Source organism: Rhodanobacter sp. FDAARGOS 1247, assembly GCF_016889805.1.
Lineage (GTDB): Bacteria > Pseudomonadota > Gammaproteobacteria > Xanthomonadales > Rhodanobacteraceae > Rhodanobacter.
In genome coordinates, this window is sequence record NZ_CP069535.1 from 118275 (window position 1) to 132100 (window position 13826).

Sequence of the window (13826 nt, forward strand, 5' to 3'; positions counted from 1 at the left end):
TCATGGCCTTGTTCGGTCCTCAGCGGTGGTTACGGGTGACGCTGCGCTTACGGACCGTGGAGCAAAGTCATGTATAGCGTTGCCGTGCCTCCGTCCTCCGTGGACGGCATCAAGCGTCTCGCCAAAACTCTCAAGCGCGAGCGCTCCATTCCCCACCACCAAGCCCTCGAAGAAGCTGCGCGCATTGCCGGCTTCGAGAATCTGCGCCACGCGCAGCGCCAACTGGAAAGTGGGTCGAGTCCGAGCCTGTATCCTGTTTTTCTCACGGCCTACTGGCGTGAAAAAGGGCGTGGAGGACGGGAAACCTTGCGGATCGAACTGCCAACGCCCTTGCCCCAGATTGTCCGCCGGAATCAACTGAACGCCGTTCGCCAACTTGCTGGTTTCCGGCTCGACGCCGATGATCATCTCGAGCGGAAGCTCGACGTTGAGCGTCAGGATGCAGCCCAGCATTGTCTGCACGATGCTGCCGATGCGCTGCGATTCATGGTCGCCACGGGGCTCGTTCCCGTGACTACCCAAGCCATGTATCGAAAACTGCGTTTCTTGCAGGGCATGCCGGGGCATGATCATCCGAGCGAGTGGCTCGACGAAGTGAGCGGCTCCTGGCTCTATATGGATGAGCCCTACAAGCACCACGGTCCTGAATTGCTTGATCGCCGGAGGATCTGGGTGCGCGATTCGAACCTGTTCGTAGTCGCGCCGGAGTGGGAAGGTCTCTATGCCCCTGGACGGTCGGTTCCGTATCTTGTCTCCGCCGATTCAGCGCTCCTGGCACGCGTCACCCGTCAGGTAGCTACCTTGTCGGCAGGAACGTCGCCACTACCATGGGCCGGCGAGTCGGATCGCTATGGCACGGGTTTCCTGAGTCCGGCGCGGAAGGCCGCGAGCCTCAAGGTGCGGCGGCGTCCGATGCCCGCGTGGCGGGGTGAGGTACGTCATGGTGCAACGCCTTATAGCAGGCCAATTGGTGGTGCTCCCTCGCGATGGCGTCCAGCGGTCGCGATGCCCATCGAAATGCATCTGAAGGTCGGTCCGTTGCTACACGGTCTGTGCAACTCGAAGCTGCCTAAGCGCGTGCACGACGCGCTCAGTGCCGTGCGGTGTGAACTGGACAACTGGGTCATGGCCGAGTATCCCGGCGATGCCATGAGTCAGGAGCAGTTCCTGGGCATGTACTACGGCGAATATGTCGGTCCTATCGACGGCGTCGCCGCGCAACTGCGGACCATCAGCGAGGTGCACGACCTGCTCAGGCGAAAATACGCGGATTGCCCACCCTTGAAGTCGTTGCTCAAGCACTTGGAGAGGGCCAGGATCGGACTCGAGAAGTCGGGCTGACCGTACCGACACCCGCACGTCCCATGGCTTCCCCTGCCGTCGCAATGTGGGGGAAGCTCTAACGAGGCCGGTGCCGCTGGTCCCCGCAAGCCCAACGCAGACTCGTTTCATCGCGCCAGGCAAGCATCTGAAAGATGAGAGACTCGCAGCATGACGACATTCTCGACTAGGCATGGACTCTCTCGACCCGACGCGGAGATCACCATCCGACAGGACGCCCCGGGCGAAGTGAGGGACGCGCTTGCCATCATCGCCTATCAATGCGGACTCAGACCGAGCACTTTGCGCGAAGTATTGTGCCGAATCCGGTACCGCGCGCCCGATAAGGGAAACTGGTCGGAGTTCCCGAACATTGAGGGTGAAGTCAGGGAACTGCTCGCGGAGTGCGAGTGGTTTGAGGTCTACGACTTCGTCGAAGCGATCGCTTCCCTCCACGCAGGGACATCGGCGGCGTTCGCCGAAGAGGTCAACCGTTACTTCCGGGTTGCAGGAGTCGGCTGGCAGCTCGTCGACGGCCGGCTCGAAATGCGCGGCGCCGAGGTTTTTGAGCACGCGATTCGCCAGGGCCAGCGAGATTTGCGTCTCCAAGGCAAGCTCACGGCGGCCAGTGAACTACACGAAGCCATCCAGGATCTCTCACGTCGACCGGCTGCCGAAATCACCGGTGCAATACAGCACGCAATGGCTGCGCTCGAGTGCGTGGCGCGCGACGCCTGTGTGAGCAAGGACACTCTGGGGGACTTGGTTCGGCGGAATCCGGATCTCTTCCCCAAGCCGGTTGACCAGATCGTCGAGAAAGCCTGGGGCTATACGTCCAACTTTGGCCGTCACCTGCAGGAGGGGAGGCCGCCAGAGTTCGAGGAGGCGGAGTTGATGGTGGGCCTCAGCGGGGTGCTGTGTCGTTATCTCACACGGCGTGCAACCGGCTGTGGCTAGGTTGGAATGGTGATGACGGACACCGCCACGATCGCACTCTATATCGGCAATACCATAGAGCACGCGTCGGAGCGGGAAGTGCTGGCCTCGCTCGTCGAGCACCTGTCGAGTATCGACGGATGGGCGTTGATCTTCGCCAACATCCACATTGGCGGCCGTCAGATTGATTTCCTGGTCGCCACCGAGTCGCTGACGCTTATTGTCGAGGCGAAGCATTTCTCGCGCCGTGTCCGTGGCGAGGTCAACGGGCTTTGGCAGATGCACAGCTCGGGTGGTGTTTGGAAGAATGTCGGAAATCCGTACCTCCAGGCATTGGAGGCAAAGAATGCGTTGAGGGACCAGCTCCGAGCGTCTCACGGCGAGCTACCCGGCTATCCAGATGCCTGTGTTGTCATCGCCCCTACGTTACCCGCGGGATCGGATGTGCCTTCGTCCGACTTTAAGGTCTCGATCATAGGCGCAGGTGCCCTTGCAGAGGTCATTGCGAAGCGGTCCGGGCTGCTTCTTTCCAAAGAACAGTGGGCTGCATTTGCGCAGAAGTTGTGCCTTCAGCGCGTACAAACGCTGGGCGCTGCGTGCGACGCCAAACTACTAGAACAGGAAGAGTTGCTGGTGGCCTACAGGTCAGAGTTCCTCCGCACCTACTCCCCAGATATCGGGTCGCTGAAGAGTGACCGCTACGTGTTCGGGGCCGAAGAGCTCGATTCTATCGGCGTGGCGGAACGCGTTGCGCATGACGATGACCTGCTGATTCTAGGGCCATCCGGCTGCGGGAAGACCCTGCTCGCCAAGAAGATCGCCATCCACTGTCTGGAGCTAGGCTACATCCCGATATTCCTGCAGGGGAAGTACTTCGCCGGAAGGCTGGGCGAAAGCATCGAGCGGGAAGCTGGCCTGCTCGGTGCGCCATCAGCGACTTGGCTGATCTCGGCGGCCAAGGCAAATGGCTGCTCGCTTGTGCTGATCTTGGACGGGTACAACGAATGTACGGTGGCCGACCAACTGGCTCTCACGAGGAGCTTGGCGGCTGCGGCCCGGCGCTACCGCGGGCGGCTGATCGTGAGCGGGCAGTCCGACATTGTTCGTCCAGATCTTGTTGATGCCAAGCATGTAGTAGTGAGAGAGCCTGGTAAGGCGCTGAAGATGGCGATTGCGGAATCGATCGCCGGTCAGGCGGGTCATCGATTTGCCTATCTTCTTGATTCCGTATCGAGCGGACTTGAGGCGGACCTAGTCGGCCGAGTCGGGGCGACATTGGCTGAAGGGGCAAGTCGTTTTGCCCTGTTTGACGCCTATGCGAGGCAGAAGCTGGGTGACGACGCATCCGATGGGATTCGATTCTTGGCTGTTGTCGCAGGGCAGCTGATCAATCGGATGTCATTCAGCCTGTCAATCAGGGACTTCGACCGTCTTGCGGCTACCGAGCGTATCCATGGTGAGGCACTCGGCAGGATTGTCGCCGCTGGCCTTGTGGTAAGACGATCGGATAGGGTCAGTTTCCGTCATGAACTGATCTTCTCGGCATTCGCGGCCGAATCCGTTGCTCGGCAGACCGGCCATGATGTCGAGAAGGTGCTTCTGACGCTGGTCGCGCCCAAGTATCGGAACAGCCGTTCGTTGATCTTGGGCGCCTACGATGATGATCGCTTCGTCGCAAGCGTGCTTGCAGGGACCGAGGATGCTGGCCTACTGCGTGCTGCATCGGATGGAGAGTGCGGGGTGGTGGCGCGCGACTGGGTCGTTGCCCGGTGCGATCAGGTGCTTGAAAAGTTGACGGCCGAAGCCGCTGCTGTCCAGTTCTCGCTGCGGGATGGCACCTGGGGTGGGGCCGGTGTGTGCGAAGACAGTCTCTGCGACTGGACTCCCATGGAACGCGCGCTTATGACGACTATTTCAAACGGTTTATGGCGAGGAACTTATCTTGACCAGGTCCTGCAGGCGGTCGGTGAGATGGATCGATCGCTTAGCCGAGCGTTCGATGTGCTGAAGGAGGAGGCAAGGGAAAAGAAGGTCAGGCTTCGCACCGCATTGTTCGCCGATGCCTACGTCATGTCGCGGCGGCCGGGGATATCGCAACTGGCGGACCACGTCTCCCACGGTGACTTTCCGCCTAAGGTCGGCAAGAGCGAAGTTGCGGACAGTCTGAAAAGCGCGTGGGAAGGTTCTCGCACGCCCGGGCAGACACATCTGCTGCTGACCTTGGTCCGATTTGAGAAGGACAAGGAGTACGTCGTCCCGCATATCCTGCCGTTGCTTGGCGAGCAGTGGAGGTACCAACCCTATCATCTGCAGCTTGCACTTCTGGACTTCGTACACTTTCTTCGTCTGCCTGATGGCGAGCTGAAACGACGGCTTGTCGAGGCGTTGGATGCCTTGCTTCCGACGGTAGGGCCGATGCTGTCTGGGATCGTGATTGAAGCGCTCGAGCACATGGGTGCCCTGGAGCAGGAGGCCAACCAGCATCTCGACACAGTGAGGGAGGATCTACAGAATCTCCTGTCGGGCCCCTTGGACGAGGCGCAGTATGCGAACGCCTGGACAGCTTATTCCTACCAGTTTGATCACCCGTTCTCGTCGGCGTACTGCGAGGCTATACAGGAGTTGAGCCAGGACAAGCGGAAGCGTCTGTTGACGATGGCCTGTCGGGGGGCCGAGCAAGCGACGATGTTCGTCTGTCCCTTGATTCAGGAGCTAATCAAGTACCAAGATTGTATGGTTACTCCGGCTCTCGAGAGATGGACAACGCTCCCCGAACTCAACAGCTTCATGCCAGACGAGTCGATCTCGATCTTCGTGTGGGCACACATCGCTTTGGGAATGCTCGGATCTCCGCTGCCAGCGGATCGAGGGGATGTGGACTCCCCGGCGAAGGACGCCTTGATCGCTTTCGGGGATATTTACTACTGGATTCATCGCGCGTATCTCGACGCTGATCGTCTCGATCAATCCTGCTCGCCTGCGCTGGACGTCCTGTTGCGGCCGGATCAGTTCGGAGCGGCATCAGTCCTGTATATGGTGACCAAGTCAATGTCGCACGAGAACGGAATCCGCGCATCGGTCATACAGAGATTCCCAGGCAAGATGGCGTGCATATGCCGGAATGCATTGCGGCAGCAAGATGACCAAATTGGGTACTTTCCGCATTTCGCCTACGATAAGCGCGATGTGCTTCAATTCTCGGTTGGCTTGATTGGCAATCTCGGTGGTACTGAAGATCTACCTCTTCTGCGTAGTTTGAGTGAGGACCTGCAGATCGGTGAATCGGCGATCCAGGCAATCCAACTGATCGAAGGACGCGTCGGCAATATGGGGGACTAGCATCTCTCTCGGTAGGGTCGCGGGATTGCCGGTCAGCGTCCCGCGCCAAAATGCATGCAATGTTCTCTTCTCGGCTGCCGCGAAGGCTGGTGGCGAGCGGAATTCCCGCGATCCGGTTTCCAACGTTCCGAGGAGCGACTGGACCGAGGTGACCCACGTCGCAAGCTCACGCGAAGGTGACGATTTTTCCTGCCGTGCGCTGGTGACGCACCATGACTTCGAGTCCGTCCGTCGCTTGAAGAGCTGGGCAGTGCTGGTACCGGAGCTGTCCTCGCTGTATCAGGTTGATGGCCGTGCCGGCCTCTATCAGCGGCGACATCCGTACCTGCATCACCGCATTGCAGACCTGTTCGCCAAGCTCAACTTCCAGAGTCGCTCCTACTACCGCTATCTGTGCTCGACGGTGTTGCTCACGTTCGACCGTGCTTACCAAGCCAACCAGGAAGCCTCATTTCTCCCCACGCGATGTTCGAGACAGTCGACGAAGCATTCGATGCGGAGGTGGACGATCTGGACGCCTTTCTGTCTGCACGACACACGGCGAGCAGCTAAGTCGAGGGCTGCGAGCGGCCGCCTTTGGCCGAACTGAGACATTCGCGGTATTGAAAGGGCCCGCTCGCAGCGGGACTTTCCTGTTCTTGGCTCTGCGGCTTTCGCAACCGCAACGCGGTTGCGCACCGAGTGTGCGCCATGGCGAGGCCAGGCTCTCAAGCGGCGAGGTCATGTTCGCCCCCGATCACCCACAACCGCGGCTGTGCCAGCACGCGGGTCACGAAGCTGTTGCGCGCGGCGATACGCTTGCGCAACTCGGCGCGGGTGTAGAGCGTGGGTTGGATCTCGCGGCCGAGGCGTTCGATCAGCGGATGCAGGGCGGCCATGACGTCTGCATAGGTCAGCGTATCGGACACCAGCATCAGGTCGATGTCGCTGGCCGCGGTGTCGCTGCCCTTGGCCACCGAGCCGTAGACGAAGGCAACCGCGACGTGTTCGACCAGGGGTGCCAAGGCTTCGCGCAGGGGAGCGGCCAGGCCGAAGGTCTTGCGCACGAGGGAGACCAGCTCGGTGTGGATCGGTGAGGCGGGATCGGCGCGGTAACGCTTCTGGTTGCCGACCGGTTCCACGGTGAGCAGACCGCTGCCGGCCAGTCGCGCGACTTCGCGTTGCACGGCGCCGCTGCCGGCGCCGGTGGTCTGGATCAGTTCGCTCACCGTGAAGCTGCGCTCCGGCTGGCCGAACAGGCAGCCGAGGACGCGTTGCTGGGTGGTGGTGAACAAGGCATCGGACAGGCTGGTGCTGGCGTAGAGCGCCGCTGCCTCGCTGATTCCCTTGTTGGCTTTTGTGCCCATATTGGGCATGTTAATGCCCGAAATGGGCATGTGCAAGATCGCAGGGCTCAGGGCGGAAGCTCTCCCGCTTCCGAATGGCGGGTCGATCTCGCCTTATGCAAAGCGAACGGCATACTCGCTATCCATGCATTCGCAAACCGACATGCCCATGACATCGACTTCTCCACCGCTACCTGACGACTCCGCCCGCGATCTGGCCCGGCTGCAAGGGGTGTGGGAGCAGGTTCGCATGGAGGCCGATGGCGTGGTGGAACCACCGGATGAACACGGCGGGCCCGGCGCACTGACCACGATTGCCGGCACGCAATTCAGCGTGCGCAGCCTCGACGGGGAATTGCTGCTGGCAGGATCGTTCGTCATCGATGCATCGACCCGCCCCAGGTCGATCACCTGGATCGACGCGATCGGTGAGGATCAGGGCAAGCTGTTGCCCGCCAGCTACGTGCTGGATGAGGACCGCTTCGAATTCATCGCGGGCGAAGCAGATGGCCCGCGCGCCATCGAGTTCCGCACGACTCCTGGCCAGACCATGCGGACCTTCGTGCGACACCGGCAAGCTCCGGCAACGCCGCCCCGATCCCGCCTGGACGACTTGTGACGCACGGCGGCAAGACGGCCGGAAACTCCCTGTTAGACTCGCCCGACCGATCCGCGAAGGCGCTGGCGCACGCGGGATCGTCCGGGGTTTTCGACTGTCTTGCTGGGGGTTGGACGTGATGGCCGTGCCGTTGTCTTGGAAGGTGGGAGGTGCGGTGGCGGCTGTCGTCGCTGCTGCGCTGGCGTGGCATGGGGTCTCGCTGTATCTGGCCGCGCGCCACGCCGACGAGCTGACCATGGACGTCGCCCGCAATGCCGAGCTGGAGGCGCAGCAGGCCAGGGCGCAGGCGCAGCAGCGCAGCGCGCAGCTGGCCGCCACCTTGCAACGCCAGCGCGAGGATCTGGCCAATACCTATCGGCAGGTCAGCGAGGATGCCGCGCAATACCACGCCGAACAGTTGCGGCGCGAGGAACGGCAGCGGCAGGAAGCGCTGCGGATCAAGGCCAGTTATCGGCTGGGGCCGGATCAGCGCTGCGCCGACGGCATCGTGATCAATCGCAAGGGCTCCAGCTTCACCCAGGCGATCGGCAATACCGGCGCGCCGATCAAGTGCAGCGGCGACACGGCGGAAGAGCCGCTGCGCTGACGCGGCGCCGCTACAGCAGTTCGCCCTGCGCGGGCGCGTAGCTGAGCCGGCCGTCGACGATGTGGGCGGGCGAGGTGTACGGATGTTCGGTGGCGTGGCTGGCGTCGATGATGTGGATGACCTCGATGCCGCGCAGTTTCAGCACGTCCGACACGATCGAGCGGTGGCAGCGCCACCAGACCACCTCGGCGCACATCATGGCGGTGCGCTTGCCGGCGGCCAGTTGCAGCAGTTCGGCCAGGCCGTCGGCGAATTCCTCGCTGGCGGTGTAGTCGGCGTAGCCCTGGAACGAGGCGTTGCGCCACGCCGTGTTCGGCGAGCCCGGCTGCACCTTGCGGCGGCCGCCGAGTCTGGGAATCCACTGGTAGGCGATGCCGTGCGCGGGCAGCGACCGGGCCAGCGCCTCGCTGGCGAAGTGCGGGTGGCGGCGCGAACCGGGGAAGCGGCGCACGTCGGCGATCGCCTCGATCCGGTATTCGTCGAGCAGGCCGAGGAACTCCTCCAGTGTGCGAGTGGAGTGACCGATGGACCAGATCGTGGCGGGAACGGCGGGCATCGCCTCAGTCGATCCTGTGCAGGGCCGCGCCCTTGTGCATCGCCACGTGGTCGGTCTTGTCGCTCCTGATCTCGTACTGTGGATCGTCCTCGCTGCAATGACGCGTGTGACCCTTGTAGTCGGTGTCGCGGGTGTGCACCTTGATGATCTTTCCGCTGACGTGGCCGGCTTCGGAATTCCAGCGGACGTGGTCGCCGACCTTGAAGGCATGGCTCATCGCGATGTTCCCCGCAGCGTGGACATGCCGATCATTCCAGCACGAGTGCCGTGCACGGAGCGTGGCGACCGGGGCCGCGCAGCAGCACGACCGTCACCGCGTGCCGACGTTGCGCACGAAGATCAAAAAGAACAACACCTGCATCGCCACGAGCGCGGCAAGCCAGTAGCCGACGACGTCACCGCTCCACACCCGGTACAGCGCCAGCGGATGCACCAGCAGCACGAACCACCAGCACAGGCGGGCCAGCTGGCCCGCCAGCCCGGAGTGTGACTCGCGGAAATGCAGGGTGCCGAAGCCGCCGGGAAAGACCGCCCAGCCGACGCTGAAGACCAGGAAGAAGGTAAAGGCCAACCGCCCCAACACCCACATGCGCGACTCCTTGCGTTGACGCGTTCCGGCGGGAACGCGTTGTCGTTTGTCTACAGCGGCCGCAGCAGCTTGCGTACCGCGGGCAGGTTGCGCCGGCTGATTTCCGGCGCCAGTTCGGTGCCATCCAGCCGGGCCAGCACGCGGCCGTCGGCGAGGGTCTTCAGGCCCAGCAGCCGCGCCGGCGGCACCAAGCAGTTGCGATGCAGGCGCACCAGTTGCTCGGGGTAGGCCTCTTCCAGCTGGCGCAGCGATTCCTCGATCAGCAGTTCGCCGCGGCGATGATGGACCACCACGTATTTCTCGTCGGCCAGCAGGCAGGTCACTTCGTCCAGCGCGATGCGCACCTGTTCGCTGCCGTGGCGACCGTGCAGCCAGGCGACGGCTTCGCGGGGCGCATCGGCCAAGCGCCGCTGCGCGCGCTGCAGTGCTTCGCGCAGGCGCTCCAGCCGCACCGGTTTCAGCAGGTAATCCGCGGCGCCCAGGTCGAAGGCCTTCAGCGCGTGCGCTTCGTAGGCGGTGCAGAAGATCACCTGGGGCCGGCTGCGGCCGGCCAGGCGTTGCGCCACGCCCACGCCGTCGATGCCGGGCATGTTGATGTCCAGCAACAGCACGTCCGGCTGCAGTTCGCCGATGGCGACCAGCGCCGCTTCGCCATCGGCCACGTTGCCGACGATCTCGACGCCGCCGCATTCGCCCAGCAGGGCGGCCAGGCGCGCCCGCGCCAGCGGTTCGTCGTCGACGATCAGCACGCGGGTCATGCCGGGCCTCCGGGAAGCTGCAGCAGCACCACGAAGCGATCGCCACGGGGCTCCGCCACCACGCGGGCCTGCGGCCCGTAGCGCCAGCCCACGCGGCGCCGCACGTTGTCCAGGCCGTGGCCGTTGCCGCCGACCGCGGGCGTGGCCGGCAACGGATTGATGATCTCGATGCGCACGCCGCGGCCTTCGCGCTGCCCGCGCAGGATCACCTCGCCACCTTCGCGCAGCGGCTGGATGCCATGGCGCACGGCGTTCTCCACCAGCGGCTGCAGCAGCAGTCGCGGCAGCGGGAAGTCGGCCGGCAGGTCATCGAGTTCGCGGGTCACCCGCAGCCGCGGGCCGAGCCGCAGCTGTTCGATCGCCAGATAGCGCTCGACCAGGGCCAGCTCCTCGCCCAGCGTGCCGTCGGCGCTGTCGTGCTGGCCCAGTGCCGCGCGGAACAGTTCGGACAGATCTTCCACCGTGCGTTCGGCGGCGGCCGGATCGACCCGGATCAGGGCGGCGACGGTATTCATGCTGTTGAACAGGAAGTGCGGCCGGATGCGCGCCTGCAGCGCCTCCACCTGGGCCCGCGTCACCGCGGCCAAGCGCGCCTGCCACTGCGCCAGCACGTAGAAGTAGCGCAGCATCGCGGCGCCGAGCAGGGCCGCGATCACCAGGTTGTCGCGGGTATAGGCGAGCGTGCTGCTCTTGATCAGCCGCATCTGCAGGGCGCCGTCGAACCAGTGCGCGACCAGGCTGGCCAGCAGCACGATCAGCATGATCAGCAACCACACCCCGACATACGGCAGGTGGCCGGGCAGGCGCTGCAGCGCCGGTCGCAACTTGCACAGCAGCACGCCGACCACCAGCACCAGCCAGGTCACGAACAGCATGCTGACGCTGTACGCCGACCACACGCGCGGGTCGTCGCCGGCCAGCCACATCACGGTCACCGTCAGCGCGCCGACCACGAACATCGCGAACAGCGCCGGCAGCCGGCAGAAGTCCGGCAGCGGGCTTTGTTCGGCGGGGCCGCGAGGCTTGCGGCTGGGCGTGGATTCGCGCATGCGGCAAGTATGCCGCAGGCTAAGGCAATGCTGATCAAGTATCGCCGCCGTCATGATGACTGGAAGGCCCGCAGGTGGTGTTGCGTGGTGCCGGCAAGACTGGCCGTCTTGTCAAGCCGCGCGGCACCGCCTGCGGGCCTTCCAGTCATCACCTCCTCATTTCAAATTGAAGTTGAGGCCCACCCTCTCTGTCCGCATACCTTCGGTCCGTCGCCTCGACAGACGGCCAGTCTGCCTTCGCCGACGGCCCTGTGGTCTGCGAACAGAGAGGGTGGGTGACGGTGGTGATACTTGATCAGCGTTGCCTTAAGCCGGCTTAGGCCAGCCGCTGGCCGAGCCAGTGACGCAGGTCGCCGATCTCCTCGGCGCAGACCGCGTGGGCCATCGGATAGGTGTGCCAGTCCACCGGGTAGCCCAGCGCCTGCAGCGCGTTGCGCGAGTCGCTGCCCCGCTGCAGCACGACCACCGGATCGGCGGTGCCGTGGCCCCAGAAGATCGGCGTGGCGGCGTTCGCCGCATGGCGCTCGCTGGCCACCGTGGCGGAGATCGGCAGGTAGGTGGACAGCGCCACGATGCCGGCCAGTTTCTGCGCATGGCGGACGCCCGCCGAAAGCGCGATCGCACCGCCCTGCGAAAAGCCGGCCAGGATGATCCGCTCGGCAGGCACGCCGCGCTCGTGCTCGCGGGCGATCAGCGCCTCGGTGGCGGTGACCGAGGCGCGGATGCCGGCCTCGTCCTGGCGCGAGGTGAGGTCGAAGCCGGTGATGTCGTACCAGGCCCGCATCGACATGCCGTTGTTGATCGTCACCGGCCGCACCGGCGCATGGGGAAACACGAAGCGCAGCGCCGGCCATGCCGGATCGACCAGCTCCGGCACGATCGGCGCGAAGTCATGGCCGTCCGCGCCCAGCCCGTGCAGCCAGATGACGCTGTGGGTGGGATGGGCGGCGGTTTCGTGTTCGACGGCGGGCAGGGTCATGGGGAGTTTTCTCGTGATCAGGGTTGCATGGTTACCGGATCGATCGAGCGTACCTGCAGCACGCTGGAAATTTCCGGTGTTTCCATCCGGGTATGGTCGCCGGTGTCCCTGAAGCCGACCTGCAGCAGCGCCGCCCTTTCCTTTTCGCTGTGGGGTGGTGGGCTGGCGCGCTTCGCCTGGTTGCGATCATCGAGGCGGAATTCGATGTACGCCCGTATCCGGGCCGCCGCCGGATGGCCATCGACGGTTTCCGGGCTGACGGCATGTCGCTGGAACCAGTCGGTGGCGGCCGCCTTCAACAACGAAGGACGGCCGCGTCCGCCGCTGACGACGCTGCGCGCATCGGTCAGGCTGATCTTGCCGTCTGGCCGAACCGTGCCGGCCATCGCGACGAGGCCGGTTGCGCCCAGCCCGATGGCGACGGCGGGATAGCTCGGCTGCAGCCGTCGATCCCATGTCGGTCCGTGGCGCACGTAGCTGATGCGCAGCGTGTAGTTGCGGCTGTCTTCGGGGATCGCGTCCAGTCTCGCCTCGATGAAGGTGTGTGCGGGTACGGCCTTTCCGTCCTGACGCGCCGGCTCGAACCGCCACTGCTTCAGTGCCAGGTCGAGCGCGGCAGCGAGGGGTTTGGCGGTGTCGGCTTCCGGCTGGGTTTGCGTTACCTCGCCTTGCGCGTTCACATCCGCGCCAATGACGAATACCTGTGTGCGCGTGTCGGCTGCGCGTGCTGGCAACGCCCACAACAGCAGCAGGGTAGCGCAGAGGAAAAGGCCTTTCGTCATGGATGTTCCTGCCCTTGCGGTGTTGCCGCCCGCAATCTGCGTGCTGGCATCGTACCGATCGCGCGCAGGCTCATGGGCCGGCGATGATCGTGGCCACGCGGCTGGGTTGGAGCGGACTGTCCAGCGCCACCTCCTGCTCCGATGGCAGCGGGATGCCTGCCCGTGCATCCTCGGCGGCTTCCTTCTGCTGGTCCGCCCGCAGGATTGCGAGCTGGCGGGCGGTGAAGTTGGGTGGGGTGAGCGTGAAGTTCACCGGAATGCGCAGGCGCGTGGCCACCGGCTTGCCCTCGACCTGTTCGGGGTCGGCGTTCCAGTGCCTGGCCGCGGCCAGCACCGCGGCGTAGAAGACCTTGTCTGCCGGCCACTCCTCGAACCGGTTGCTGACTTTCATGTCACTGAGATGGCCGTCCGGCTGCACGGTGGCGTCCAGGTAGACAAAGCCGGCCCGGCCCATGCTCACGGCTTTCACCGGGTACTTCGGCAGCAATTTATGTTTGGCCAGTCGCGGTCCGTTGCCCTGGAAGATGATCCGGACGTCATGGCCGCCGCGGGTATCGGGAGTCACCCGCAACTTGAGCTTCACGAAGGTGTGCGCCGCCACCGCCTGACCATTCACCGTGGCCGGCACGAATTGCCATTGCCTCACGGCGGCCTCCAGGATCTTTGCCAGGGGCGCCGGAACGTCGGCCTCCGGCTCGGTGGCCGTGACGTGCCCGCCGGCATCCACGTCGGCGCCGATCGCGAAATAAGCCTCGCGCACCTCGTCGGCGTGCACCGCTTGGGCGCAGGCCAGCAGCAAGGCCGCGCCAATCAGGAAATGTCTCATGTCTTGCCTCCCTGTGGGCGTCGCCCCGAGCGTCCGCCGAGGAACATCATCGGCGGACGGCGAGCTTTGTACCAGTACCGCACCATCGACCGAAGAGGAGCGGCCCGCGCCGGACCGGCGATCCCTGACCTTTGGCACGGTGCTCCGGCTTCGGCGTGTCGG

15 protein-coding genes are annotated in these 13826 nt (G+C 64.2%); 6 read left to right on the forward strand and 9 right to left on the reverse strand.

Annotated features, from left to right (window positions below; translation table 11 throughout):
- Positions 1-69: 69 nt before the first annotated feature.
- The 4 genes from I6J77_RS00545 to I6J77_RS00560 all read left to right on the forward strand — a co-directional run bounded on the left by I6J77_RS00545 (position 70) and on the right by I6J77_RS00560 (position 6184).
- The gene (locus I6J77_RS00545) at positions 70-1341 is read left to right on the forward strand and encodes a DUF5623 domain-containing protein (RefSeq protein WP_204110137.1); all 1272 of its coding nucleotides are present in this window, start codon (positions 70-72) and stop codon (positions 1339-1341) included.
- A 150-nt stretch (positions 1342-1491) separates the two neighbouring features.
- Positions 1492-2277 (forward strand): AbiJ-NTD4 domain-containing protein, encoded by a 786-nt coding sequence (locus I6J77_RS00550; protein WP_204110138.1) that lies wholly within the window; start codon positions 1492-1494, stop codon positions 2275-2277.
- A gap of 12 nt (positions 2278-2289) precedes the next feature.
- Positions 2290-5595 (forward strand): NERD domain-containing protein, encoded by a 3306-nt coding sequence (locus I6J77_RS00555; RefSeq protein ID WP_204110139.1) that lies wholly within the window; start codon positions 2290-2292, stop codon positions 5593-5595.
- A gap of 25 nt (positions 5596-5620) precedes the next feature.
- Positions 5621-6184 carry a hypothetical protein gene (locus I6J77_RS00560; protein ID WP_204110140.1) on the forward strand — a complete coding sequence of 188 codons (564 nt, stop codon included), beginning with the start codon at positions 5621-5623 and terminating at the stop codon, positions 6182-6184.
- 118 nt (positions 6185-6302) lie between these two features.
- Here the strand turns inward: I6J77_RS00560 and I6J77_RS00565 are convergent, their stop codons facing one another.
- Complete coding sequence (locus I6J77_RS00565) at positions 6303-6941, reverse strand: nucleotidyltransferase domain-containing protein (protein ID WP_204110141.1); 639 nt, start codon at positions 6939-6941, stop codon at positions 6303-6305.
- Between the two features lie 28 nt (positions 6942-6969).
- On the opposite strand from I6J77_RS00565, the gene I6J77_RS00570 reads away from it, so the two are divergent.
- Positions 6970-7539, forward strand: coding sequence for a TIGR03067 domain-containing protein (locus I6J77_RS00570; RefSeq protein WP_239309107.1), 570 nt, complete (start codon positions 6970-6972; stop codon positions 7537-7539).
- A gap of 154 nt (positions 7540-7693) precedes the next feature.
- Positions 7694-8125 carry a hypothetical protein gene (locus tag I6J77_RS00575; RefSeq protein ID WP_007810286.1) on the forward strand — a complete coding sequence of 144 codons (432 nt, stop codon included), beginning with the start codon at positions 7694-7696 and terminating at the stop codon, positions 8123-8125.
- A 10-nt stretch (positions 8126-8135) separates the two neighbouring features.
- Here I6J77_RS00575 and I6J77_RS00580 read toward each other — a convergent pair whose 3' ends face one another.
- From I6J77_RS00580 to I6J77_RS00615, 8 genes are all read right to left on the reverse strand, one after another.
- Entirely contained in the window at positions 8136-8681 is a 546-nt protein-coding gene (locus I6J77_RS00580; RefSeq protein ID WP_056714080.1) for a DUF488 family protein, read from the reverse strand.
- 4 nt (positions 8682-8685) lie between these two features.
- Positions 8686-8898 carry a DUF2945 domain-containing protein gene (locus I6J77_RS00585; RefSeq protein WP_056763044.1) on the reverse strand — a complete coding sequence of 71 codons (213 nt, stop codon included), beginning with the start codon at positions 8896-8898 and terminating at the stop codon, positions 8686-8688.
- 93 nt (positions 8899-8991) lie between these two features.
- Positions 8992-9270 (reverse strand): hypothetical protein, encoded by a 279-nt coding sequence (locus I6J77_RS00590; RefSeq protein WP_204110142.1) that lies wholly within the window; start codon positions 9268-9270, stop codon positions 8992-8994.
- Between the two features lie 50 nt (positions 9271-9320).
- Positions 9321-10028, reverse strand: coding sequence for a LytTR family DNA-binding domain-containing protein (locus I6J77_RS00595; RefSeq protein WP_056714089.1), 708 nt, complete (start codon positions 10026-10028; stop codon positions 9321-9323).
- Positions 10025-11077, reverse strand: coding sequence for a sensor histidine kinase (locus I6J77_RS00600; protein WP_056714091.1), 1053 nt, complete (start codon positions 11075-11077; stop codon positions 10025-10027). Before I6J77_RS00600 ends, I6J77_RS00595 begins: the two co-directional genes overlap by 4 nt.
- A gap of 316 nt (positions 11078-11393) precedes the next feature.
- A complete protein-coding gene (locus I6J77_RS00605) occupies positions 11394-12056 on the reverse strand; it encodes an alpha/beta hydrolase (protein ID WP_204110143.1) in 663 nt (220 codons plus the stop codon).
- A gap of 17 nt (positions 12057-12073) precedes the next feature.
- Positions 12074-12838, reverse strand: coding sequence for an energy transducer TonB (locus tag I6J77_RS00610; protein ID WP_204110144.1), 765 nt, complete (start codon positions 12836-12838; stop codon positions 12074-12076).
- Positions 12839-12908: 70 nt separating this feature from the next.
- Positions 12909-13664, reverse strand: coding sequence for a TonB family protein (locus tag I6J77_RS00615; RefSeq protein ID WP_056714099.1), 756 nt, complete (start codon positions 13662-13664; stop codon positions 12909-12911).
- Between the last annotated feature and the right edge of the window lie 162 nt (positions 13665-13826).

What these genes read in the sequence shown, in the direction of transcription:
- I6J77_RS00545 (WP_204110137.1), top strand. Translation starts at nt 70, where the DNA reads ATGTATAGCGTTGCCGTGCCTCCGTCCTCCGTGGACGGCATCAAGCGT.
- I6J77_RS00550 (WP_204110138.1), top strand. Translation starts at nt 1,492, where the DNA reads ATGACGACATTCTCGACTAGGCATGGACTCTCTCGACCCGACGCGGAG.
- I6J77_RS00555 (WP_204110139.1), top strand. Translation starts at nt 2,290, where the DNA reads ATGACGGACACCGCCACGATCGCACTCTATATCGGCAATACCATAGAG.
- I6J77_RS00565 (WP_204110141.1), bottom strand. Translation starts at nt 6,941, where the DNA reads ATGGGCACAAAAGCCAACAAGGGAATCAGCGAGGCAGCGGCGCTCTAC.
- I6J77_RS00570 (WP_239309107.1), top strand. Translation starts at nt 6,970, where the DNA reads ATGTGCAAGATCGCAGGGCTCAGGGCGGAAGCTCTCCCGCTTCCGAAT.
- I6J77_RS00580 (WP_056714080.1), bottom strand. Translation starts at nt 8,681, where the DNA reads ATGCCCGCCGTTCCCGCCACGATCTGGTCCATCGGTCACTCCACTCGC.
- I6J77_RS00585 (WP_056763044.1), bottom strand. Translation starts at nt 8,898, where the DNA reads ATGAGCCATGCCTTCAAGGTCGGCGACCACGTCCGCTGGAATTCCGAA.
- I6J77_RS00590 (WP_204110142.1), bottom strand. Translation starts at nt 9,270, where the DNA reads ATGTGGGTGTTGGGGCGGTTGGCCTTTACCTTCTTCCTGGTCTTCAGC.
- I6J77_RS00595 (WP_056714089.1), bottom strand. Translation starts at nt 10,028, where the DNA reads ATGACCCGCGTGCTGATCGTCGACGACGAACCGCTGGCGCGGGCGCGC.
- I6J77_RS00600 (WP_056714091.1), bottom strand. Translation starts at nt 11,077, where the DNA reads ATGCGCGAATCCACGCCCAGCCGCAAGCCTCGCGGCCCCGCCGAACAA.
- I6J77_RS00605 (WP_204110143.1), bottom strand. Translation starts at nt 12,056, where the DNA reads ATGACCCTGCCCGCCGTCGAACACGAAACCGCCGCCCATCCCACCCAC.
- I6J77_RS00610 (WP_204110144.1), bottom strand. Translation starts at nt 12,838, where the DNA reads ATGACGAAAGGCCTTTTCCTCTGCGCTACCCTGCTGCTGTTGTGGGCG.
- I6J77_RS00615 (WP_056714099.1), bottom strand. Translation starts at nt 13,664, where the DNA reads ATGAGACATTTCCTGATTGGCGCGGCCTTGCTGCTGGCCTGCGCCCAA.